This window comes from Curtobacterium sp. AB451 (genome assembly GCF_050585845.1).
Classification (GTDB): Bacteria; Actinomycetota; Actinomycetes; order Actinomycetales; family Microbacteriaceae; genus Curtobacterium.
Window position 1 is genome coordinate 34,682 of record NZ_JBOBQG010000004.1, and the last position, 22,597, is coordinate 57,278.

A 22,597-nucleotide genomic window follows, 5' to 3' on the forward strand; every position below is an offset into this window, starting at 1 on the left:
CCTCCTGCGCGACGTCGCGCATCACTGAACGTTTCACCCATCGGGCTCGGATGCACGCTACCGTAGAACCGTCCCCAGGACGAAACGTTTCGCTCGACTCGAGGAGGAGTCATGCCCGAACCACACGACCTGCCACGGCTCGACCCGACAGCGCTGCCGGAGCCGGTCGACGTCAGCGACAACACCGCGGCGCTCGCCGCCGTCGCCGCGGTCGTCGCCACCGGTCCGTACGACGCCACCTGGGAGTCGCTCCGCCGGTACACGCCGCCGCGCTGGTACGAGGACGCCAAGTTCGGCGTCTTCCTGCACTGGGGCGTCTACTCGGTGCCCGCGTTCCGGAACGAGTGGTACTCGCGGGACATGTACCGCGAGGGCACGCCCGAGTTCGAGCACCACGTCGCCACCTACGGGCCGCAGTCCGAGTTCGGCTACAAGGACTTCATCCCGTCCTTCACGATGGAGCACTTCGACCCGGGTGCCTGGGCGAACCTGTTCCGTCGGGCAGGCGCGCAGTTCGTGGTCCCCGTTGCCGAGCACCACGACGGCTTCGCGATGTACGACACCGACCGCTCCCGGTGGAGCGCGGCACGGATGGGCCCGCAGCGCGACGTGTTCGGGGACCTGATGACGGCCGTCGACGACGCGTTCATGGTCCGTGGGGCGTCCTCGCACCGGGCCGAGCACTGGTTCTTCATGAACGGCGGCGCCCGGTTCGACTCCGACGTCCTCGACCCCCGCTTCATCGACTTCTACGGCCCCGCCCAGCGCGAGGAGACCGCGCCGAACGAGCGGCACCTCGAGGACTGGCTCCTCCGGACGGTCGAGGTCATCGACAAGTACCGGCCCCAGGTGCTGTGGTTCGACTGGTGGATCGAGCAGCCCGCGTTCGAGCCGTGGCTGCGCACCCTCGCCGCGTACTACTACAACCGCGCCGCCGAGTGGGGGCGCGAGGTCGTCATCAACTACAAGTGGGAGGCGTTCGCCGACGGTTCCGCGGTCTACGACATCGAACGCGGTGCGATGGGGGAGATCCCGCCCGTGGTCTGGCAGAACGACACGTCGGTGTCGAAGTCGGCCTGGTGCTGGATCGAGGGGCACGACTACAAGACGACCCGCGACCTCGTCGCCGAGCTCGTGGACGTCGTCGCGAAGAACGGCGTGCTCCTGCTCAACGTCGGTCCGAAGCCGGACGGCACGATCGCCGAACCCGAGCAGCGGCTGCTCGAGGCCGTCGGACGGTGGCTGGTCGTCAACGGCGAGGCGATCTACGGCACACGTCCCTGGCGGGTCTTCGGCGAGGGGCCGACCCAGGTCAGGGCGGGGTCGTTCGTCGACGGCGAGGCCCCGGCGTACACGGCCGAGGACGTCCGCTTCACCACCCGCCGCGACGTCACCGGCGAGTACGTCTACGCCGTCCTGCTCGCCGACCCCGAGGACGGTGTCGCCCGCGTCCGCGCGTTCGGCAGCGGGGCGAACCTGCTCGGGCGGGCCGTCCGCAGCGTCGAGGTGCTGGGCGTCGACGGCGAGGCGGAGTGGACGCAGACCGCCACGGCACTCGAGGTCGTCGTCCGTGGGGAGACGTCCGGTGACTCCGGCCCGGTCGTCAAGGTCTGGCTGCGCCCTGCGGAGCGGCAGGAGCGGCACGACTCGCTGCACGGTTGAGCGAACGCGAACGCGAACGCGAACGCGGACGCGGACTCCGGGCGCGGTGCGGGGCCGCACCGCGCCCGGCGTCCGCGACACTGGACCCGTGGAACGACGCACACAGATCCTGGAGGCCGCCGCTCGTGAGTTCGAGCGCGTCGGCTACGCCGCCACGACGGTCGCCGCGGTCGCCCGCGGCGCGGGGGTCTCGCAGGGCGCCCTGTACTTCCACTTCCCGACGAAGCTCGCACTCGCCCTCGGGGTGATCGACGAGCAGAACGTGCGGACCTTCGACGTCGTCAGCCTGCACGACACGTCACCGACCCAGGCGCTCGTCGCCGCTTCCCGCGGCATCGCCGGTATGCTGCTGACCGACCCCGTCGTGAGTGCGGGCATCCGGCTGTCGCTCGAACGCGGCGAGTTCGCTGCCGCGACCGCGGCGTTCTACGACCGGTGGATCGGCGGCATCAGCGACCTGTTCCGACTCGCCGTCGCGAGCGGTGAGCTCCGGACGGACCTCACCCCCGAGCAGCTCGGTGCGACCGTGGTCCCGATGTTCACCGGCGTGCAGCTCGTGTCCGCGGTGCGCACCGGACGGCAGGACCTGTTCCCCGCGGTCGCGACGATGTGGCGGGTCGTCCTCACCGCGGTCGCGGACCCACGGCACCGACCCCGTCCGCTGGGGGTCGTCGAGGACGCGTTCGGCACGGCGGACTGACGCCGTCCGGGGTGCGGGTCAGCGGTCGTGGAGCTCGCGGTCGCGGAACCACTTCAGCAGCCACGCGGCGCTCGTGCGGTCGAACGACGGCGGGAAGTCGATGCCCTCGGTGAGGAACGGGCTGAAGCCCTCCTCCGACGCGACGTCGGCGTCGTCCAGCGCCCGGTACGCCATCGACCACCCGTCGAACCGGCGCCGGTCGATGTCCTCGCGGACGAGCGACTTCAGCTCGGCGTGGCGCGGGTCGCGGGCGATCGCGGCGAAGCGGTCGTCGACGCTCCACGCCGGACCCTCGAGCAGCTGCATGAAGCGGCCGTTCTTCGCGAGCAGCAGACCGGAGACACCGAGCGCCTCGTTGCGGAGCCGTGATGCACGCAGGAGCTCGGCCAGGGCGGCGTCGTCGAAGGTGGTGGCCGCCCGGCTCATGTAGACGATGGAGACGAGCACGCTCCCATCCTGGCGTGGGGCACGCGGGACACGAAATGGTGTCCGCAACGCGTAGTCCGCCGGTGCGGTCCCCGTGCCGCTCAGTCGGCGGACGGCGTCGGAGCGGGCACCGGTGCCCGGCGCACCTCGGGGACGACGCGGGCACGGGTGGCCGGCGCGGCGAGCAGCGCCACGACCAGGAGCCCCGCGGGGACGAGCATCGCCGCCTGCAGGCCGAGGTGCTCGCCGAGGAACCCGAGTGCCGGGGGACCGGCGAGGAAGGCGACGTAGCCGGCGGTCGCGACGACGGACACGCGCCGGTCGCCGTCGGTCGGGTGGTCCCCGGCGGCCGAGATCGCGAGCGGGAACCCGAGGGCGATCCCGAGGCCCCACACCCCGGCGGCGGCCGCGGTGAGCACCGGGTTCGGCGACACCACGACGAGCAGCACGCCGACCACCCCGACGGCCGCGCACACCCGGACGACCGGCGCGCGCCCGAATCGGGCGACGAGGGGCGTGCCGGCCGACCGTCCGACGAACATCGCGAGGGCGAACCCGGTGAAGACCAGGGACCCGACGGCCTCGGGGGCGCCGTGGTCGGTGGTCATGAGGAGCGGGAGCCAGTCGCTCGCGGCACCCTCGGCGAAGGCCATCGCGAGCGTGATCACGGCGATGAGCAGCACCTGCACGGTCAGGACCGCGCGGAGCCGCGGGACCGGCGCACCGGCGGTCGTCGGCTCCGGCGCGTCGCGGGGGACCGGACGGAGGCCCACGGCGGCGAACGCGGCGAGGGCGGCCATCACGATCGTGGCGCCGACCAGGTGCACGAGGACGGGCGTGCGGGCCGCGGTCACCGCGATGCCCGCGACACCACCGAGAACCGTGCCGAGGCTGAAGCAGGCGTGCAGGACCGGGACGACCGGCCGGCCGATCCGCCGCTCGACCGCCGCCGCTTCGACGTTGAGGCCGATCTCGGCGACCCCGGACCCGAAGCCGATCAGGAAGAGCCCGCCCCAGACCCCGACGGCGAGCTGCGCGGGGGTGGACAGGGCGACGAGGAGCATGCCGGTCACGGGCAGGGCGCCGCCGAGCACGACGAGCGGCCGGGTGCCGAGCCGCCGCACGAGCACGCCGGCGCCGAGGATGCCGATCATCGAGCCGATCGAGAGCCCGAGGATGACGATGCCCATCGCCTCGATCGAGGCACCGAGCTCGTCACGGATCGCGGGTGTGCGGGTGATCCACGACGCGATCCCGAACCCGGTCATCGTCGACGTGGCGAAGAGTGCCGCGCGGTGGCGCCCGATCATGGGTCCATCAGAACGTGCCACCAGGGCCACGTCAAGGGAACGACACGGAACCCGCGGACGCCGTCAGCGCAGCATGCCGTGGGAGCGCGCCGCGGACACCGCCGCCGTCCGCGACGCGACCCCGAGCTTGGAGAAGACGTGCACGAGGTGCGACTTCACCGTGGCCTCGCTGATGTGCAGGCGTGCTGCGACCTCGCCGTTCGCCGCGCCGTCGGCGACGAGCCGGAGCACCTCGATCTCCCGCGCCGAGAGCGACACCTGCGGGGTCCGCATCCGGGCCATCAGGCGCCCGGCGATCGCCGGCGCGAGCGCACTCTGCCCGGACGCCGCCGCCCGCACGGCCGCGATCAGCTCGTGCGGCGGGGCGTCCTTGAGCAGGTACCCGCTCGCGCCGGCCTCGACCGCACCGAGGATGTCGCCGTCGGAGTCGTAGTTCGTGAGCACGAGGACGTACGGCGCGGCGTCGAGCGCGCGGATCCGCCGGGTGGCGTCGGCACCGGAGGTGTCCTGGCCGAACTGCAGGTCCATCAGCACGAGCTCGGGGGACAGCGTCGCGGCGAGGTCGACCGCCGCTCCCGGTGTCGCCGCCTCGCCGACGACCTCGATCCCGTCCTCGCCGTCCAGGAGCGCGCGGAGGCCGGCCCGCACGACCGGGTGGTCGTCGGCGATCAGGACCCGGATCACGGCACCTCCAGGACGGCGACGAGCGTGGTGCCCCGCCCGGGGGCCGAGTCGATCTCCAGGCGGCCGCCGAACTGGTCCACGCGGTCCTGGGTCGCGCGCAGCCCGAACGAGTCGGACGAGCCGGCCCCTGCCGCGGCGGTGACCGGGTCGAACCCGACGCCGTCGTCGGCGACCGTCAGTCGCGCCTCCTGGCCCGTGACCGCAAGCGACACCGTGAGGTGCGTGGCGTGCGCGTGCTGCACCACGTTCGCGACCGCGCCCTGGGCGATGCGCAGCAGCGCCGTCTGGACGTCCATCGGCAGCGCGACGTCGGGGACGTCGACGGTCACGGTGAGACCGTCGCCGGACCACTGCTGCTCGGCGAGGCGGCCGAGCGCGGCGGGCAGCCCCCGGTCGAGCGACGGCGGCGTCAGCTCGCGGATGAAGCGCCGGGTGTCGGCCAGGCCGTCCGCCGCCGTCGCACGCGCGAGCCGGATGTGCTCGACCCCGGGCCGGTCGCCGTCCGCACGCTCGGCGGCGTGCAGCAGCATCTGGATGCTCGACAGGCCCTGCGCGACCGTGTCGTGGATCTCGCGGGCGAGCCGCGCCCGCTCGGCGAGGACGCCCTGCTCGCGCTCGGTCGCGGCGAGCCGGTCCCGGGTGGCGAGGAGTTCCGCGACGAGCGCCTCGCGCTCCGTGGCCTCGCGCGCGAGGGCGCGGTACCCGAGGCCGATGAGCAGCGCCACCCCGGCGCCGACGAGCGGTCCGACGACCCCGCCGACGGTGAAGCCGCCGTGCAGCCCGAGTGCGACGACCGCGACGAGGGTGGCGACCACCACCGCGACCGGACCGACGACCCGGGGCAGGACGTGCAGGTACAGGAAGAACAGCGGGAAGACGAGGTAGGCGGCCTCGGGCACGACCACCAGCAGGGCGATCCACACGAGGCTCAGCGCCACGAGCCAGAGCGCGCCCGCGACCCGCCGACGACGGGGCGCGGTGCGGGCCGCGACGGCACCGAGCAGGTAGACGCCGGCGAAGACGACGCTCAGCCCGAGCGGCACCCACGGGCGGGGTCCGTCGCCCACCAGGATCCGGACCACCACGAGGGCGAGGAGCGCGGCGGACAGCACGTGCAGGCCGGTGCGGAGACCGACGAAGACCGGGGTGAGCGTGCTGTGGACCATGTCCCTCCCAGCGTACGGAGCCGGCAGCGGGACCGGATCAACCGAAAGTTCGATCCGGGGACCAACCCCGTCGGCGATGCCCGGGACGAGGGCCGCGGCGAGGCTGGGTGCGAGGTCACGGACGGTCCGCGACCTCGGGAAGGAACACCGTGTTCGTCGCCTGGCGCGATCTCTGGTTCGCTCGCGGACGCTTCGTGCTCATCGGCTCCGTCGTCGCCCTCATCACGCTCCTCGTGGGCTTCCTCGCGGGGCTGACGGGCGGACTCGCCGCCCAGAACGTCTCCGCCGTGCTCGCCCTGCCGGGCGACCGACTGGTCCTGCAGCAGCCCGCTCACGGGCAGCCGTCCTTCGGCGAGTCCACCATCGGCCGGGAGGCGCGGGTCGGCTGGCAGGACGCGGCCGGCGTCGACGAGGTGGTCCCCGTCGGCATCGTGCAGGGTCGGGCGACGTCGGCCCACGACGACGGGTCGGCGGTCGGGGTGGCGCTCCTCGGGCTGCCGTCGGCCGGCGACCACGCCGGGACGGTCGCCGCGCTCGCACCGGCGCAAGACGACGAGGTCGGGCTCTCCACCGGCGCCGCGTCCGACCTGGGCGTCGCGGTCGGTGACCACGTGACGATCACAGGCACGACCTACCGGGTCGCCTCGGTCGGTGGGGACGCCTGGTACAGCCACACCCCGGTGCTCGCGATGACGCCGGACGCCTGGTCGGCCGCCGACCGTCGGCTCGGGGGCGACGGGGACCCGACGGTGCTCGCCGTCAGCGGGTCGCCGGACTGGGACGCCGTCGCCGCCCGCACGGACACGTCGGCCGCCTCGCACCTCGGATCGCTCACGGCGCTCGAGACCTTCCGCTCGGAGGTCGGTTCGCTCGCCCTGATGATCGCCATGCTCTTCGGCGTCTCCGCCCTCGTCGTCGGCGCCTTCTTCACGGTGTGGACGATGCAGCGCGCGGGCGACGTCGCCGTCCTGAAGGCGCTCGGTGCGAGCACCCGGTCGCTCGTGGGCGACGCTCTGGGCCAGGCGCTCGTCGTGCTCGTCGTCGGCATCGGCGTCGGGACCGCGGCGGTCGTCGGACTCGGGGCGCTCGCCGGGGGAGCGCTGCCGTTCCTCCTCAGCCCGCTCACCACCGTGGTGCCGGCGACCGCGATGGCACTCCTCGGCCTCGCCGGGGCCGCCGTCGCCCTCCGGACCGTCACCGCAGCCGACCCCCTCACCGCACTCGGGAGCAACCGATGATCACCCTCGACGACGTCACCCTCACCTTCCCCGACGGCGACCGCCGCGTCACCGCGGTCGACCACGTGTCCCTGACCGCCCGCGCCGGCGAGGTCACCGGCATCACCGGCCCGTCCGGGTCCGGCAAGTCCTCGATCCTGGCGGTCGCGGCGACGCTCATCCGGCCGGACTCCGGCCACGTGCACCTCACCGACGCCGCGGGCGCTCGGGTCGACGCCGCCGCAATGTCCCGCGACGAGGCCACCGCGCTCCGCCGCGAGCGGATCGGCATCGTGTTCCAGCAGTCGAACCTGCTGCCCGCGCTCACCGCCCGCGAGCAGCTCCTCGTGATGGCGCACCTCGGCGGGCCGCGCGTCGGACGCCGGGCGGCGGAGCTCCGGCGCCGGGCGGACGACCTCCTCGACGCCGTCGGGCTGGCCGGGCACGCCGACAAGCGGCCGGCCCAGCTGTCCGGGGGCCAGCGGCAGCGGATCGCCATCGCCCGTGCCCTGGTCCACGAGCCCGCGGTCCTCGTCGTCGACGAACCGACGAGCGCCCTCGACCAGGAGCGCGGCGCGGCGATCATGGCGCTCATCGCGCAGCTGACCCACGAGCGCGGCACGGCGACGATGCTCGTGACGCACGACCTGGTGCACCGGGACGCGCTCGACTCGCTCGTCACGGTCGTGGACGGACGGGTGCTGTCCGACCGGACGACGAGCGAGCGGTCGATCGCCGCCTAGGATCGGGCACATGGCGACCGTCCTCCTCGTCCGGCACGGACGCACCACCGCGAACGCGACCGGCGTCCTCGCCGGACGGACGGCAGGGGTCGCGCTCGACGCGGTCGGCCGCGAGCAGGCGGCGCGGACGGCCGAGCGCCTCGCCGCCGTGCCGCTCGCCGCGGTGGTGTCCAGCCCGCTCGAACGGTGCCGGCAGACCGCCCGGGCGGTGCTCGGACGGCAGACGGGCGAGCCGGGGACCCGCATCGAACGGGCGATCACGGAGTGCGACTACGGCGACTGGCAGGGCCGGAAGCTCCAGGACCTCGCGCAGGAGCCCCTCTGGCGGACGGTGCAGGCGAACCCGAGCGCCGTCGTGTTCCCCGGCGGCGAGTCCATGCAGGGCATGCAGTCCCGTGCGGTCGCGGCGATCCGTCGGATCGACGCCGAGGTCGAGGCCGCGCACGGCCCGTCCGCCGTCTGGGTCGCGGTCAGCCACGGCGACGTCATCAAGTCGGTGCTCGCCGATGCCCTCGGCATGCACCTCGACCTCTTCCAGCGGATCGCGGTCGGACCGGCCTCGGTGTCCATCGTGCGCTACGGCGAGCACCGCCCCGAGGTCGTCGCGTCGAACACCGAGTCGGGCGACCTCGCCTGGCTGGCCGCCGCGCCCGCGCCGACCGGGGACGCCGCGGTCGGGGGCGGCGCCGGTCACGACGACGCCTCGTCCGGAGCCGCTCCCGCCGGAGCCTGAACGAGTGTCGTCCGGCCCTCCTACAATGCGGGGTATGCCCACCATCGTGCACGGCTTCGACTGGCCGGACCGTCTCGTCGTCGGGACCGTCGGCCGCCCGGGCGAGCGGTCCTTCTACATCCAGGCGCGCGACGGCCGCCGCGTCACGAGCGTCGCGCTCGAGAAGGAGCAGTCGGCCGTCCTCGCGGACAAGATCGACGAGCTCCTGGACGAGGTCGCGACGGTCGAGGACAACCGCTTCAGCGTCCCGCCCACCGCTCCCGCCGAACTCCGCGACGGCGGACCGCTCGACCAGCCGGTCGAGGCCGAGTTCCGCGCCGGTGCGCTGAGCCTCGGGTTCGACCCCGCGACCGCCCAGGTCGTGATCGAGGCGTACCCGATCGACGACGAGCTCGAGATCGTCGCCGAGACGGGCGAGGACGGCGACGAGATCGAGGCCGTCGTCGAGATCCCCGAGCCTGCCGAGCTGTTCCAGGTGAAGATCCCTGTCGGCACCGCCCGCGCGTTCGTCGAGCGCACCCGGGAGATCGTGGCAGCCGGCCGCCCACCAGGGGCCGCATGAGCCACGGATCGGTGTCCATCCGGGCACGCATCCGGGAAGCCTCGAACGCCACGTTCCTCGCCGACCTCGACGGCGAGGCGGTCGTCTACAAGCCGATCGAGGGGGAGCGACCGCTCTGGGACTTCCCGGACGGCACGCTCGCCGACCGCGAGGTCGCGGCCTACCTGGTGTCCGAGACGCTCGGGTGGGACGTCGTGCCCCCGACGTGGATGGGCGACGGACCGTTCGGTCGCGGCATGCTCCAGCGCTGGCAGGAGGTCGACCCCGAACAGGACGCCGTCGACCTCGTCCCCACCGAGGACGCCGACGCCGACCCTGCTGACGCCACGACACCCCGGTGGCTCCCGGTGCTCGAGGCGATCGACGAGCAGGACCGCCCGGTGACCCTCGTGCACGAGGACACGACGGCACTCCGGCGGATGGCGGTGTTCGACGTCGTCGTGAACAACGCCGACCGAAAGGGCGGTCACGTCCTCGCGATGCCGGACGGCCACCGCTTCGGCGTCGACCACGGCCTGACCTTCCACGTCGAGCACAAGCTGCGCTCGGTGCTCTGGGGGTGGATCGGCGAACCGCTCGACGCCGACGAGCTCGAGGGCATCGACCGGGTGACCGAGGCGCTCGACGGCGACCTCGGTGCGGCGCTCCACGAGCACCTCACCGTCGCCGAGGTCGACACGCTCCGGGCCCGCTGCGCCGCGCTCCGGGCCGTCGGGGTGTTCCCGCCGCCGCCCGGACACGGGCCGGCCGTGCCCTGGCCCCTCTTCTAGCGAGCAGCGGGCGACGACGGTCCCAGCGGACACGTCCTGTGCTGCGTCGGACTCGGGTCGCGTCGGTCCCGGGCGCACCGGGAGGGATCGGGTCGGCGGGCTCCGTCGGGTCCGGAGCCCACCGACCCCACCGCGTCCCGCCTGCCGGGACGCGGATGCCCGCGAGGTCGACCGAACCGCGCCGTTGCGTTCCGGGACCCCACGGGGGTCGACCGGCCGAGGACGGATCAGGTGCACTCGGACGGCCGACACCACCCGGCCGACGATGTCGGTCTGGTGGAGCGGTGATGGGCGGCCGAGGTCCGGGGCAGCTGTGACGTCAGCATACGACGACGGGTGCCCTGCTGACCAGGGCCTTCCCGTCAGATCGTCCAGTCGTCGCGGGGGAACGCTCCGCCGCGACGCGACCCCAGGTACGACCCGACGACCGCGACGCCGAGGTCGTCGTTCTCCGGCGCGACGACCGTGCCGTCCACGCGTTTCGCCATGGCGTCGACGAAGCGCGCCAGCCCCGGGTCGTCTCCGAGCCGGAAGAACGTGGTCTGCGCGCCGAGTCGTCCGGCGTTCTCCAGCTCGCGGACGGACAGCGCGATCGTGATCGGGTCCGGCGGGTACCCGAACCACACCTGGCCGTTCGGCTCGAGGTGCGACGTCGGTTCGCCGTCGGTGACGATGAGCAGCACGGGCTGGGCGGTCGGGTGCTTCCGGAAGTGCCGGTTCGCGAGGAGCAGCGCGTGGTGCAGGTTCGTGCCCTTGTCCCACATCGCGTCGAGGCCGACGAGCTGCTCGATGTCCATCACCTCGGCCTCGCGTCCGAAGGCGATGAGCTGCAGGTCGTCGCCGCGGAACCGGGTCGACACCAGCGTGTGGAGCGCGAGCGCGGTGCGCTTCATCGGCACCCAGCGGTCCTCCATCGCCATCGAGAACGAGGTGTCGACGAGCAGCGCCACGCATGCCTGTGTCCGAGCCTCGGTCTCCTGCACCTCGACGTCGTCGATCTGCAGGCGGACCCCCGGGGCCGTCCGGCCCGAAGCCGCGGTGCGGGTGAGCGCGTTCGTGATCGACCGGGTGACGTCCCACGGTTCGGTGTCGCCGTACTGCCACTGCCGTGTCGCGCCCGATGGTTCCCCGGACGCGCCGGACCGCCGGAGGTCCCGGGCTCCCTGGCGACCGGACATCCGCTCGGCGACGTCGCGGAGCAGGCTCTTCCCGAGCTGCCGCATGGCCTTCGGTGTGAGCCGCAGCTGCCCGTCGGCGCCGCGGCGCATCGCCCCGGAGTTCCGCAGGGCCTTCTCGAGCCGCTGCAGGGTGGTCGCGTCGACGACGGCGTCGTTCCCGAGCTGACGGCCGAGGGCGTCGAGGTCGAGGTCGTCCAGGTCGGAGCCCGGTCCGGCCTGTGCGATCTGGTCGGCGAGGGCGTCGAGGTCGGCGATGTCCTGGAACACCCCGGTGCCGTCGCCGAGCCCGAGTCCCTGCTCGCCCTCCATCCGCTCGGACCCGCCCCAGTCCTCGCCCGGCCGGAGCGAGCGGAGGGTGTCGTCGAGCTGGGCGAGCTGTCCCATCAGGTCGGGGGAGCCGAACGCCTGCTGCGCGAGGGCGTCGAGTTCGTCGCGCTGTTCCCGGGTCATCGAGTTGCGCATCCGCTGCGCCGCGGCCGCCCGGGCAGCGAGGTCGTCGAGCAGCTCCTCGACGTTCTGCGGGGCCGACGGGAAGTACCGGCCGTGCTCGGCCATGAACGCGTCGAACTGCTCCTGCGTGTCCGTCCCCGCACGGTGGTCCTCGAGCAGCGCGGTGAGGTCGCGCATCATCGCGGCGACGTCCTCGCGGTCCTGGTCCGTGGCGCCCTCGAGCGCCTGCTTCATGCCGGCGAAGCGCTGGTCGAGCACCTCGCGGCCGAGCAGGTCCTTGATCTCGTCGAACTTCTGCCGCGCGGCCGGACTCGTCCAGTCGTAGCCGTTCAGCTCCTGGACCGCGGTGGCCGGCGACGGCGAGAGGCTGTCGAGCTGCATCTCGGCGAGGGCCCGGTCGCCGTCGTCGATCTCGGTGTCCCGGGCGAGCTGTCCGCGTTCGGCCAGCACGGCTTCGTCCAGCAGCTGCTTGACCTGCTGCAGGGTGCCGTCGAGGTTGTGCTTCGCCGTCAGCTCACGCCGTCGCTCGGCCACGCGGCGTGCCAGGTCGTCGAGGCCGCGCTGGTCCCGACCGCCCCGGCGCAGGTACTCCCGGAGGGCGCGCTCGGGCGAGGTGCCGCCCATCACGTCCTCGCCGATGGCGTCGAGCGCCTCGGCCAGGTCGACCGGGGGAGCGAGCGGGTCCGGCCCGTCCTCGTACTTCCCGTAGCGGGCGTCGCGGGTCAGGCGCCGGTTCGCCCTAGCCATAGACGGCTTCGCCCCCGCCGGACTCCTTGCTGATCCGCCGCGCGAGGTAGAGCCCCTCGAGCGCGAGTTCGATGGCCCCGGCACGTCCGCCGTCGTCGGTCGCACCGAGTCGTTCGCCGATCTGGTCGTACAGGTCGGACTCACCGATCGACGGCAGGCCCTCGAGGAAGGTCCGGGCGCTGACCTGCTCGCCCGTGGTCACCATCGTGCCGCCGTCGAGGGCCTCGACGAGGACCGCGAAGTCGAGTCCGCGGAAGCGCGCGCGGACGGTCTCGGCGGTCGCGGTCCGGAGCAGGTGCTCGAGCACCTCGTCGGCGCGGTCCTCCTCGCCGTTCTCGAACTCGATCTTGCCGCCGAGGACGTCGACGGCGGTCTCGAGGTCGATCGGCCGTGCGACCGCGTGCTCCTCGCCCTGCCGTGCGGCGCGGTGCACCGCGGCGGCGGAGACGGTCTCGGCGCCGGCGATCGCGAAGCGGGCGCTGACGCCGCTGCGCTGGTCGACCGCGCTCGATGCGCGGAGCGCCCGCGTGAACCGCGCGAGGATCTCGACGAGCGCGTCCGGCACGTCGGCGGTGAGCCGCGCCTCCTGGCGGATGACGGCGATCTCGTCCTCGAGCTCGATCGGGTAGTGGGTCCGGATCTCGGCGCCGAAGCGGTCCTTGAGCGGCGTGATGATGCGGCCGCGGTTCGTGTAGTCCTCGGGGTTCGCGCTCGCGACCACGAGCACGTCGAGCGGCAGCCGCAGCACGTAGCCGCGGATCTGCACGTCGCGCTCCTCCATCACGTTGAGCATCGCGACCTGGATGCGTTCGGCGAGGTCGGGGAGCTCGTTGATGGCGACGATGCCGCGGTGGCCGCGGGGGACGAGCCCGAAGTGGATCGTCTCCGGGTCGCCGAGGCTGCGTCCCTCCGCCACCTTCATCGGATCGACGTCGCCGATGAGGTCGGCGACGCTCGTGTCCGGCGTCGCGAGCTTCTCGACGTAGCGGTCGTCCCGGTGGCGCCAGCTGATCGGCAGGGCGTCACCGAGGTCCGCCGCCCGCCGGATGCTCGCGGTCGTGATCGGTTCGTACGGGTGCTCGCCGAGCTCGGAGCCGGTGATGACCGGCGTCCACTCGTCGAGCAGGCCCTGCAGCGTGCGGAGCAGGCGTGTCTTGCCCTGGCCGCGCTCGCCGAGCAGGACGACGTCGTGCCCGGCGATGAGGGCGCGTTCCAGCTGCGGGATCACGGTGGTCTCGAAGCCGTGCAGGCCGGGCCACGGGTCGCGGCCCTCACGGAGGGCGCTGATCAGGTTGTCGCGGATCTCGGCGCGGACCGTCTTCTGGACGTGGCCAGAGGTGCGGAGCTCGCCGACCGTTCTGATGGTGGGTCGGGTCACCTGTCCGACGCTACGCCCTTCGGGCCGGGAGGCGCGGTGCGGGCCCGCACCGCGCCTCCCGGCATCCTGCTTGTGAGTTTTCATAGCAATTGCAATGATTGGGACTCCGGCATCGGAGCCGGATTCGATTAGGGGGATCCGGCTCCGGGCCCGGAACCCGTTCGTTTCCGGATCTGAACCATCTCGTCGATCTGGGCGTACGTTCCCCTCTCGTGAGCAGCACGACGAACGGGGCGATCAAGAGCCTGGTCCCCGCCAGGATGGACAGACTGCCGTGGACACGGTTCCACTGGAGCGTCGTGGTGGGACTCGGCGTCTCGTGGGTCCTCGACGGCCTCGAGATCCAGATCGTGTCGAACGCCGGCTTCCAGGCGGACCTGGACCTGTCGACGCAGCAGGTGACGTCGCTCGGCACCATCTACCTCATCGGGCAGGTCGTCGGCGCGATCGTCTTCGGCCGGATGTCCGACCGGTTGGGGCGGCGGAAGCTCTTCATCCTCACGCTGGCCATCTACCTGATCGGCTCCGGCATCGCCGGGCTCGCGCAGGACTTCTGGTTCCTCGCGGCCTTCCGGTTCGTGGCGGGTCTCGGCATCGGCGGCGAGTACGCGGCCATCAACTCGGCGATCGACGAGCTCATCCCGGCGAAGTACCGCGGGCACGTCGACATCGCGATCAACGGCACCTACTGGGGCGGCGCGGCGCTCGGCGCGTTCGCGAACATCTACCTGCTCGACACGGCCAACTTCGCCGAGAACATCGGCTGGCGCATCGGCTTCTTCCTCGGCCCGGTGCTCGGCATCGCGATCATCTTCCTGCGGCGGCACATCCCGGAGAGTCCCCGGTGGCTCATGACGCACGGACGCGAAGAGGAAGCCGAGGCGACGGTCACGCAGATCGAGGAGTCGGTCGAGCACTCCACCGGGCACCGGCTGCCGGAGGTCGACCAGTCCAAGGCGATGACCGTCACCCCGACGGACAACGTGAAGTTCCGGACGATCGTGAAGGTGCTGTTCCGGCAGTACCCGACCCGGACCCTCGTCGGCGCGACGATGATGATCACCCAGGCGTTCCTCTACAACGCGATCTTCTTCACCTACGCCCTGGTGCTCACGAACTTCTTCGGGCTGAAGACGGCCGAGACGAGCGTGTACTTCTTCCCGTTCGCGATCGGCAACCTGCTCGGCCCGATCATCCTCGGGCGGTTCTTCGACACGTGGGGTCGTCGGCAGATGATCTTCTCGACGTACCTCGTCTCGGGTCTCGTGCTCGCCACCTCGGCGTTCCTGTTCCAGGCCGACGCGATCAGCGCCACCGTGCAGGTCGTCTTCTGGTGCGTGTCGTTCTTCTTCGCCTCGGCGGGGGCGTCGAGCGCCTACCTGACCGTGTCGGAGATCTTCCCGCTCGAGCTCCGGTCGCAGGCGATCTCGTACTTCTTCGCGCTGGCGCAGATCTTCGGTGCCATCGCCCCGCTGATCTACGGTGCGCTCATCGGCGACGGGTCCTCCCGCGAACCGCTGTTCTGGGGGTACCTGCTCGGTTCCGCGGTGATGATCGCCGGCGGGGTGGTGGCGCTGATCTTCGGGGTCGACGCGGCCCGGAAGGGGCTCGAGGACGTCACCCAACCGCTCTCGGTCCTGACCAAGGAAGCGGACACGGCTCGGAAGTAGTATTCCGTATGCGGAGTGTTTAGCGCCGAGTTGCGGGGTCTGTCATCGTCCTCGCATGGCAGTCCTCCACAGCACGACAGTGTCCCGCACGGTCCACGGTCCGACCACTCGCGAAGCCGGCGGCGTGGGCCGTGCGTGATCCTGGCGCCATGGAGCGAGTACAGCACCGGCCGGGTCGTGACGACGACGACCCGCTCGGCATCCGACGCAGTCTGCTGCGCGACGCCGTCTTCGCCCGACTGCTCGACAACGTGCTGCGCGGGGTGTACCGGCGTGGGCAGCGGATGCGGTTGGACACGATCGCGGCGGACATGCGGGTGTCCCGGACGCCCGTCCGCGAAGCCCTCGTGCCGCTCGAGAACCTGCGGCTCGTGTCGGTGCAGCGGTACGTCGGGGTCGTCGTCGCGCACTGGACCGTCGACCACATGATCGAGCGCATCCGCATCGCGCGGACGATGATCACCGAGCCCTCGGCGGGGTCGGCCCGGAGTGCGGACCGGTTCGACGTCGCCTGGCTGCGGACGTGCGCGACCGAGGGTGGTGTGTTCGTCGAGATCGGTTCGTGGTGGCTGCGCCGGAGCGGTGCGGCGGTCAGTGCTGACTGGCTCCTGTCGCAGCGTGCCGTGCTCGACGCGTTCTTCACGGACGAGGTGGCGCTGGCGAACGGCATCGACGCCGTGGTCGCGCGGCGGGAGCGGCGGGTGCTGGCGGATCGGGCGACCGTGGCGGCCGAGCGGGATGCGCTCGACGAGTGTGCGGCGGTGCTGGTCGAGCTCGCTGACGCCCTGATCGCGCTGCCGGAGCGGTTCCGGGCAGCCGCCTGACGGCTCCCGCGCGCGCGCCTGTGCGCCCGCGCGGACGGCTGGTGCGGCTGGTGCGCCGCGCCGGCGGGCGCTGCCGCGCGCCGCGGTTTCGCGCTCACCGACAGTTCACGGGCGTTCCGGGCCGTGAGCTGTCGGTGAGCGCGAAACGGCAGGCGGGCCGGAGCCGGGAGCGCGCCGGCAGCCGGGAGTGCGCCGGCAGCCGGGAACGAGCCGGACGAACGCGGGCCGCACCAGACCGAGAGCGGGGGCGCGGTGGTGGGCCGCGCCCCCTGGTCACTCCTCGGTCTGAGCCTCGCGCGATCGGGCGCGCGTCGGGCTCGCCGCCCAGGAGCGACGTCGGTGCTGTGTCGCGGCGACGGGGTGGAACCCGGAATGTGATGGCCGCGCCTCGACGATGCTATTGACCGGGGTACGGGCGGACAACCTCCGGCCGTCCCCACTTCGGGGGACCCCACTGCGCGCTCGGCACAAGGACGGTGTCGAGACCGTGCCCGACCTCCTGTATGGTGGTGGGAGCGCTCGCGAGAGTGCTTGGAGACGTCGCATAGTCCGGCCGAGTGCACCACCCTGCTAAGGTGGAGTCCCCTTTGAGGGGACCGAGGGTTCAAATCCCTCCGTCTCCGCACACGAGAAGCCCCTCCGATCCGCAGCAGCACGCGGAACGGAGGGGCTTCCTCCGTTTCACGAAGCGGCAGAGTCCCACAAATCGAACACATCTGCCGCACGAGCCGCGTCGTCGATGCCGTCCGCCAGCGCCGTCAGGTCGTCGTCGAACAGGTCCGCGTACACGTCGAGCGTCATCGCCGCGGAGGCGTGACCGAGCATCCGCTGCACCGCCTTCACGTTCGCGCCGGAGCTGATCGCCAGCGACGCAGCCGTGTGCCGGAGATCGTGCGGGGTCATAGGGTCCAGGCCGCACTCCGCGAGCGCGGTGACGAACCACGACTTGCTGCCCTTCGACGCCCTCGTGCGCCGCATGTAGGAGCCGTCTGCGGCGGGGAACACCAGATCGTCCCGGCCCTTGCCCTCGCACGCCTTCGCGAGCGCCGGCACGAGCAGCTTCGGGAACACCAGCGTGCGACGCTTGTGGGTCTTCGGTGTGCCGACCTCCATCGTCCCGTTCACCTCGACCGCGTTCTCGACGACCGACAGCCGCCGGCGCAGCATGTCCAGGTCGCGCACCCGGAGACCGATCGCCTCACCCCAGCGCAGCCCGGTGTAGCCGAGCACGGCGACGAGCACACCGCGCTCGCCGGATGCCCGCACCAGCGCCGCAAGCTGCTGCTGCGACAGGTACGTGTGCGGCTTCGACACCTTCCGGGGGAGGTTCACCCCTCGAGCGTGGTTCACGCTGACGCGGCGGTCCTTCACCGCGACGTCGAGGATGCCCGCCAGGACCCCGTACGCCCGGAGCACTGTCGTCGCGCCGCGCTCGCCGGCGAGCCCCGACACCCACGCCTGCACCGCTGAGTGGCTCACGGCACCGACGGCAACCTTCCCCCACCGCGGTTCCACGCGCACCCGCCAGGACGTCTCGACGGGCCGCAAGGACGAGGGCTTGAGGTGCGTCTGCCCTGCCAGCCAGGCGGTCGCGAGTTCGCCGATCGTGGCCTTCGCATCCGACGGGTCGACGTACTCGCCGCGGTGCTTCGACACCTCGATCGTCGCCCGGTACGTCTCGGCGTCGCGCTTGCGAACGAAGCCCTTCTTCTCGCGCTGCTTCCGCTCGGGGGTGCGATAGCGCACCTTGTAGCGCGTGCCTGCCTTGGTCTCGTAGGCCTCAATGCTCGCCATCGTCAGCCCTCATCTCCTTCCAGCGCTCGAACGATCTGGTGAGGAGCTCTGTCGGCTCCATGTCGAGAGCGATCGCGATCTTCCCGACGTCGGCGACGGCGATCTTGCGCTCTCCGGAGATGAGCCGAGCGAGGGAAGCGGACGACATGTTCAGACGGGCGGCGAGCTGCCGCCCAGAGATCCGTCGGACGGCCATCTCCGCCCGCAGCGTCGCGGCCGTGGCCTCGTTGATGTCGCCCAGCTCGTTGTCCATGTGGGCCAGCCTAGTTGCATTGCGTCGATCCGCGGAGTACTGTCCCGATAAGCGAGACAAACACCACAGAAATCGAAACTGAGAGGCAAGCATGGGTTTCCAGATCGAACAGCGCGAGCGACTGCTCACGTCCCAGGAAGTGGCGGAGTGGGTCGGCATGACACCGTCCGCGCTCTCGCAGCTCCGCTACCGAGGCAGCGGCCCGAAGTTCCGCAAGCTCGGCCCGAAGACGGTCCGCTACGCCGCGTCCGACGTGCAGGCATGGATCGATGCCGCGGGACAGACCCAGACCGGCGAGCTGCAGGAGGTCGGCTAGCGATGCGCGGGCCAAGGGCCCGCAGGCAAGAAGAAAGGCCCCGCGCCAACGGGGCCTCAGTCCAAGCACCAGCACAGCACTCGAAGGACGTGAACCGATTGAACACCACCAGGACCACCACCCGCAACCGTCGCCGAGACGCCCGCTCCGCAGCACGCACGATCACGACCCGCTTGCGCGCCGAAGCCCGCAGGCAGGGGACGGGTGTCATCCGTCTCCACCAGAAGACCGGCCTCGACCGCCTCGCGACTCTGCGCATCTGGTTCGGCATCAACCCCTCCGCATGGTCGATCGAACGGTGCCGCGAGGTGCTCGGCCTCAGCATCGAGCAGGTCTGGGAGGTGCGCTAGATGTTCTCGTTCGCACCGTCCGCCGCGGAGCGGAGGAAGTACGCCGATCACACCGTCGAGTTTCGGCGAGCGCAGCGGAATAGCGTGCATGTGACCGTTGTGAACGGCACGGTCATCCGCTGGACGCACCAAGTGCACCGCATCCCCACCGAGCGCATGTTCGTCGTCTGGGTCTACCAGGGTGCGACCGACCGCGAGATCGAGGACATTCGACGGGCCTGTGCTCTCCTGCCTGTGGGGGAGTGGGCCCGGTTCCCCGACCACTGGCGGCGCTCGGCGTACCGCAGGACGGGCCGATGCTTCTACCGGCAGAACCGCGGTGTCATCGCGGACGACCCGTTCGCGCAGCTCGAGCTCGAGTTCATGATCGACGCGAGCAGTGAGGTGACGGTCTGATGGACCCCACGACGACCGCCCGGTGCCGGCAGCGCGGCTGCGTGAACTACGGGCTCTGGCACTCGGCACGGGACACCTCGCACCGGTTCCGGACCGTGCACACGGCGCTCGCCGCGGTGACGGTCGAGAAGGTCGAGGAGTCGGACCCGTGGACGGTGTGGATGGCTCCGCACGGGGAGGCGAAGGTCGGACCGCTCCTGGCACCGCCCGTGGCCGCCCCGGGGACATCCCATGAGGACTACATGGAGCTCCGGTCGGCCGTGAACTACGCACTGTCGACGGCGACCAGGTTCAACGCCCCCTGACGCAGAAAAGGCGGGGCCGTCCGCACACGGCCCCGCCACCAAGGGAGGTGATCCCATTCTCGCACCCGCCACCGACAACGCCCCTCGACCCGCCTACCCCGCGCACATCGTTCTCAGCGGCGACGCAGAACGGTACCTCACCCGCCTCGGGGAAGACCTCGCCACCGGAACCGTCGACTACCAGCAGCTCCCCGCCTCGCTCCGACAGTTCTACGTCCTCGCCTACGAAGCCGGCCGCGCCTCCCAGCAGCCCGCACTCGACCAGGCCAACCACGACGCCGATCGCCTCTACGCCGAGGTGTGCCGACGCCCACCCTCTCCCGACCACCGCACCCTCGACGAACACCTCGCAGCGCAACGGCACCGCGGAGCCGAAGCAGCCCGACAGCGAGCAGCAGCCCTCCGCGAGTACATGGGCGGATCCGCCACGGACCGCTACCCCATCACCAACGACCCCAAGGAGCACATGGATGGTCGACTCACTCAGCCCCGCGTCTGACGGTTCGGACGGTTCGGACGGTCTTGGCGGTTTCTCCGCAGGGGGTACCCCCGTCCGTTTTGACGGTTCGGACGGTTCCGCCGGTTCTGGCGGTTCGAATCTGGGGGTAGCCCTGGACAACGTCCGCGACTGGCTCGGCCGCTTCATCAGCGTCACCGACCACCGCGACCTCGACATGCTCACCCTCTGGGTGGCACACACCCACGCCGCGTTCGAGCTGTACTCCACGCCCCGGCTCATCATCGACTCGTCCATGCCCGGCAGCGGGAAGACGACCGTGATCGAGCACCTCTACCGCCTCGGACACAAGCCCGTGCAGGCAGCCTCCCTGTCCTCCCCGGCGCTCATGTCGCGGATGCTCTCCAAGGGCATCCGTACGATCCTCATCGACGAAGCCGACCGGTCCCTCGACCCGAAGCGCCCCGGTGTCGAAGAGTTCATCGCGATCATCAACAGCGGCTACAAGCGGGGCGCTACACGGCCCGTCCTGGTCCCCTCGAAGGGAGGGGAGTGGGAGGTATCCGAGATGCCGACGTTCGCCCCCGTCGCCATGGCCGGCAACTCCCCGCACCTTCCCGATGACACCCGCTCCCGCTCCATCCGGCTGCTGCTCATGCCCGACCTCGACGGGACCGTGGAAAGCTCCGACTGGGAAGAGCTCGAACCCGACGCCGCCGACCTCGCCGAAGCACTCAGCCAGGCGATCGACGAGGTACGCGACACCCTCCGCACCATCCGACCCGTCATGCCCGCCGACTGCGTCGGACGCTCCAAGGAACGCTGGGCACCCCTCATGCGGGTCGCGGCGCTCGCCGGAGGGCGCTGGCCGACGACCACCGTCGACCTGATCGAGCGGGACCTGCGGGAGATCCAGCAGGAACGCGAGGACGGGCTGGCGAACGTGCCCCCCGCGGTCACGGTCCTCCGTGACCTCGCCGACGTCTGGCCCACCGCCGAGGAGTTCACCCGGTCCACCGACCTGGTCGAGCGGCTCGTTCAGCACAACCCGGAGAAGTGGTCCGAGCTCAGCGGCTTCGGCAAGCGCCTCACCGTCCAGCGCCTCGGTCGGATGCTCTCCCAGAGCTTCAAGGTGTTCTCGACCAAGAACAGCACCGGGGCCCGCGGGTACACCCGCAGCGACCTCGACAAGCCGTGGCGGCAGTTCAAGGTCACCCCCGAGGTGGAATCGCCAGCACCGTCCGAACCGTCTGAACCGTCCAAGATCGGCCCCCGTACCCCTGGGGTGAAACCGCCTGAACCGCCGGAACCGTCCGAACCGTCCAACTCGTGCTGGGTGTGCGGTGCGCCGACCACCGGCTCGCTCTGCGACGCGAACGACGCCGCCCACGCCGAGGCACGGGGAGGCACGGCATGAAGCCCGACCTCCGCACCCCGGCTGGCGCGTCCGTCTACATCCGACGCACCCGGTGGCACAGCCGCATCACGATCGACCGCTGGCCGATCGCCGACGCCACCGAAGCGCAGTGCAACGCCGTCTACGACCTGTTCGTGCGGGAGTACACCGACCAGATCGCCAACACCCGCTCGCAGCACCGCAACGGCATCGCGTTCCTCGCCCAACCGTCCATCTGGGAGGGCACCGTCCGCCGCGAACGTGAAGCCGACGTCCTCGAAGCGCTGTACCGCATCGAGGCCCAACCCACCGGACCCGTGCTCATGACCTTCACGGACGAGCCGCGGACCACCGACCCCAAGAGCCCGGCGCGCGCAGCACACCGCGAGCGCCGCCGGCGGCCCAAGCGCCGCTGACCCCGCAAGAGCACCACCGACCAGCGAAAGGCTGAGCAATGCCGACCGAAGTGAGTCACGACGAGTGGGTGCGCCGCACTCGTCACCAGAAGAACATCATCGCTCGACAGAACACCGTGCTCCGCGACCTCCGAGCCGACGTCGCAGCGATCCAGCGCCGACTCGACCGCGCCCTGAACTACACCACCACCCCACCACCAACCGGAAGGACTCCTGACCATGACCACCACCGAAGACACCTCGACGACCACGACCGGCGAGCAGCAGCAGGGCCAGCAGACGCCCCCCGAAGCCCCCGCAGCGGGCGGCGGCAACGCAGAGGCCGCGAAGTACCGCCGCGAGCTGCGCGACACCCAGGCCGAGCTCGCCACCGTGAAGGAGCAGCTGATCACCATGCGCCGCGTCGAGGTGGAACGCCTCGCAGAGCCTGAGGGCGTCAACGGAGCAGCACTCTGGGCGTCCGGCGTCGAGCTCGACGACCTCCTCAACGAGGACGGCACCCCGAACACCGACGCCGTCACCGCGGCCGTCAGCAACGCCCGGACCGCGTTCGGCATCCAGGGCAAGCCCGCCACCTCCTCCGCCGAGGGCCAGGGCGCGGTCGGGGAGTCGATCACCGGCCCGAAGGAGCAGACCGGCTGGGCCGGCGCGCTCCGCGGAGACGCCTCCTCCGAGTAACCCCCGATCGCAGCGC

24 protein-coding genes and 1 tRNA gene are annotated in these 22,597 nt (G+C 71.6%); 17 read left to right on the top strand and 8 right to left on the bottom strand.

Going from position 1 to position 22,597, the window contains the following annotated elements; genetic code table 11:
- Nucleotides 1–111 precede the first annotated feature (111 nt).
- Nucleotides 112–1,662: an alpha-L-fucosidase gene (locus ACQXVK_RS10075; RefSeq protein WP_430853468.1), complete on the top strand. Its 1,551-nt coding sequence runs from the start codon at nt 112–114 to the stop codon at nt 1,660–1,662.
- A gap of 88 nt (nt 1,663–1,750) precedes the next feature.
- Nucleotides 1,751–2,362 carry a ScbR family autoregulator-binding transcription factor gene (locus ACQXVK_RS10080; RefSeq protein WP_430853469.1) on the top strand — a complete coding sequence of 204 codons (612 nt, stop codon included), beginning with the start codon at nt 1,751–1,753 and terminating at the stop codon, nt 2,360–2,362.
- 18 nt (nt 2,363–2,380) lie between these two features.
- Here ACQXVK_RS10080 and ACQXVK_RS10085 read toward each other — a convergent pair whose 3' ends face one another.
- The 4 genes from ACQXVK_RS10085 to ACQXVK_RS10100 all read right to left on the bottom strand — a co-directional run bounded on the left by ACQXVK_RS10085 (nt 2,381) and on the right by ACQXVK_RS10100 (nt 5,948).
- On the bottom strand, nt 2,381–2,809 hold the full coding sequence (locus tag ACQXVK_RS10085; RefSeq protein ID WP_022907696.1) for a BLUF domain-containing protein: 429 nt from the start codon (nt 2,807–2,809) through the stop codon (nt 2,381–2,383).
- An 80-nt stretch (nt 2,810–2,889) separates the two neighbouring features.
- On the bottom strand, nt 2,890–4,098 hold the full coding sequence (locus ACQXVK_RS10090; protein WP_430853470.1) for an MFS transporter: 1,209 nt from the start codon (nt 4,096–4,098) through the stop codon (nt 2,890–2,892).
- A 63-nt stretch (nt 4,099–4,161) separates the two neighbouring features.
- Nucleotides 4,162–4,782: a response regulator gene (locus ACQXVK_RS10095; RefSeq protein ID WP_416393050.1), complete on the bottom strand. Its 621-nt coding sequence runs from the start codon at nt 4,780–4,782 to the stop codon at nt 4,162–4,164.
- Nucleotides 4,779–5,948, bottom strand: a complete 1,170-nt coding sequence (locus ACQXVK_RS10100) for a sensor histidine kinase (protein WP_430853471.1) — start codon at nt 5,946–5,948, stop codon at nt 4,779–4,781. Before ACQXVK_RS10100 ends, ACQXVK_RS10095 begins: the two co-directional genes overlap by 4 nt.
- A gap of 149 nt (nt 5,949–6,097) precedes the next feature.
- Between ACQXVK_RS10100 and ACQXVK_RS10105 the strand changes: the two genes are divergently transcribed.
- Genes ACQXVK_RS10105 through ACQXVK_RS10125 form a run of 5 tightly spaced genes read left to right on the top strand, consistent with a single transcriptional unit; the run spans nt 6,098 to nt 9,973 of the window.
- Nucleotides 6,098–7,186, top strand: coding sequence for an FtsX-like permease family protein (locus ACQXVK_RS10105; protein WP_430853472.1), 1,089 nt, complete (start codon nt 6,098–6,100; stop codon nt 7,184–7,186).
- Nucleotides 7,183–7,908, top strand: a complete 726-nt coding sequence (locus tag ACQXVK_RS10110) for an ABC transporter ATP-binding protein (RefSeq protein ID WP_430853473.1) — start codon at nt 7,183–7,185, stop codon at nt 7,906–7,908. Before ACQXVK_RS10105 ends, ACQXVK_RS10110 begins: the two co-directional genes overlap by 4 nt.
- Nucleotides 7,909–7,918: 10 nt before the next feature.
- Entirely contained in the window at nt 7,919–8,641 is a 723-nt protein-coding gene (locus ACQXVK_RS10115; RefSeq protein ID WP_022907701.1) for a histidine phosphatase family protein, read from the top strand.
- Nucleotides 8,642–8,675: 34 nt separating this feature from the next.
- Nucleotides 8,676–9,203 carry a DUF3090 domain-containing protein gene (locus tag ACQXVK_RS10120; RefSeq protein WP_022907702.1) on the top strand — a complete coding sequence of 176 codons (528 nt, stop codon included), beginning with the start codon at nt 8,676–8,678 and terminating at the stop codon, nt 9,201–9,203.
- Complete coding sequence (locus ACQXVK_RS10125; RefSeq protein ID WP_430853474.1) at nt 9,200–9,973, top strand: SCO1664 family protein; 774 nt, start codon at nt 9,200–9,202, stop codon at nt 9,971–9,973. The genes ACQXVK_RS10120 and ACQXVK_RS10125 overlap by 4 nt, the downstream gene beginning before the upstream one ends.
- Nucleotides 9,974–10,335: 362 nt before the next feature.
- Here ACQXVK_RS10125 and ACQXVK_RS10130 read toward each other — a convergent pair whose 3' ends face one another.
- Both ACQXVK_RS10130 and ACQXVK_RS10135 read right to left on the bottom strand, forming a co-directional pair.
- Nucleotides 10,336–12,348, bottom strand: coding sequence for a vWA domain-containing protein (locus ACQXVK_RS10130; RefSeq protein ID WP_430853475.1), 2,013 nt, complete (start codon nt 12,346–12,348; stop codon nt 10,336–10,338).
- Nucleotides 12,341–13,726, bottom strand: coding sequence for a magnesium chelatase (locus ACQXVK_RS10135; protein WP_430853476.1), 1,386 nt, complete (start codon nt 13,724–13,726; stop codon nt 12,341–12,343). The genes ACQXVK_RS10130 and ACQXVK_RS10135 overlap by 8 nt, the downstream gene beginning before the upstream one ends.
- A gap of 212 nt (nt 13,727–13,938) precedes the next feature.
- Here ACQXVK_RS10135 and ACQXVK_RS10140 point away from each other — a divergent pair, with 212 nt between their 5' ends.
- The 3 genes from ACQXVK_RS10140 (at nt 13,939) to ACQXVK_RS10150 (ending at nt 16,843) form a co-directional block, all read left to right on the top strand.
- Nucleotides 13,939–15,396: an MFS transporter gene (locus ACQXVK_RS10140; RefSeq protein WP_430853477.1), complete on the top strand. Its 1,458-nt coding sequence runs from the start codon at nt 13,939–13,941 to the stop codon at nt 15,394–15,396.
- A 149-nt stretch (nt 15,397–15,545) separates the two neighbouring features.
- A complete protein-coding gene (locus ACQXVK_RS10145) occupies nt 15,546–16,220 on the top strand; it encodes a GntR family transcriptional regulator (RefSeq protein ID WP_402267458.1) in 675 nt (224 codons plus the stop codon).
- Nucleotides 16,221–16,753: 533 nt separating this feature from the next.
- Nucleotides 16,754–16,843, top strand: a tRNA-Ser gene (locus tag ACQXVK_RS10150).
- Nucleotides 16,844–16,901: 58 nt separating this feature from the next.
- On the opposite strand, the gene ACQXVK_RS10155 is transcribed toward ACQXVK_RS10150, so the two are convergent.
- Complete coding sequence (locus ACQXVK_RS10155) at nt 16,902–18,014, bottom strand: tyrosine-type recombinase/integrase (protein ID WP_430853478.1); 1,113 nt, start codon at nt 18,012–18,014, stop codon at nt 16,902–16,904.
- Nucleotides 18,001–18,267 carry a helix-turn-helix domain-containing protein gene (locus tag ACQXVK_RS10160; protein ID WP_430853479.1) on the bottom strand — a complete coding sequence of 89 codons (267 nt, stop codon included), beginning with the start codon at nt 18,265–18,267 and terminating at the stop codon, nt 18,001–18,003. Before ACQXVK_RS10160 ends, ACQXVK_RS10155 begins: the two co-directional genes overlap by 14 nt.
- Before the next feature lie 91 nt (nt 18,268–18,358).
- Between ACQXVK_RS10160 and ACQXVK_RS10165 the strand changes: the two genes are divergently transcribed.
- From ACQXVK_RS10165 to ACQXVK_RS10195, 7 genes are all read left to right on the top strand, one after another.
- Nucleotides 18,359–18,583: a helix-turn-helix transcriptional regulator gene (locus ACQXVK_RS10165; RefSeq protein ID WP_430853480.1), complete on the top strand. Its 225-nt coding sequence runs from the start codon at nt 18,359–18,361 to the stop codon at nt 18,581–18,583.
- A 98-nt stretch (nt 18,584–18,681) separates the two neighbouring features.
- Nucleotides 18,682–18,933, top strand: a complete 252-nt coding sequence (locus ACQXVK_RS10170) for a hypothetical protein (protein ID WP_430853481.1) — start codon at nt 18,682–18,684, stop codon at nt 18,931–18,933.
- A 90-nt stretch (nt 18,934–19,023) separates the two neighbouring features.
- On the top strand, nt 19,024–19,329 hold the full coding sequence (locus ACQXVK_RS10175; RefSeq protein ID WP_430853482.1) for a hypothetical protein: 306 nt from the start codon (nt 19,024–19,026) through the stop codon (nt 19,327–19,329).
- On the top strand, nt 19,329–19,634 hold the full coding sequence (locus tag ACQXVK_RS10180; RefSeq protein WP_430853483.1) for a hypothetical protein: 306 nt from the start codon (nt 19,329–19,331) through the stop codon (nt 19,632–19,634). Before ACQXVK_RS10175 ends, ACQXVK_RS10180 begins: the two co-directional genes overlap by 1 nt.
- A 689-nt stretch (nt 19,635–20,323) precedes the next feature.
- On the top strand, nt 20,324–21,508 hold the full coding sequence (locus ACQXVK_RS10185; RefSeq protein ID WP_430853484.1) for a DUF3631 domain-containing protein: 1,185 nt from the start codon (nt 20,324–20,326) through the stop codon (nt 21,506–21,508).
- Nucleotides 21,505–21,903: a hypothetical protein gene (locus ACQXVK_RS10190; RefSeq protein WP_430853485.1), complete on the top strand. Its 399-nt coding sequence runs from the start codon at nt 21,505–21,507 to the stop codon at nt 21,901–21,903. Before ACQXVK_RS10185 ends, ACQXVK_RS10190 begins: the two co-directional genes overlap by 4 nt.
- Before the next feature lie 219 nt (nt 21,904–22,122).
- Nucleotides 22,123–22,581: a hypothetical protein gene (locus ACQXVK_RS10195; RefSeq protein WP_430853486.1), complete on the top strand. Its 459-nt coding sequence runs from the start codon at nt 22,123–22,125 to the stop codon at nt 22,579–22,581.
- Nucleotides 22,582–22,597 lie beyond the last annotated feature (16 nt).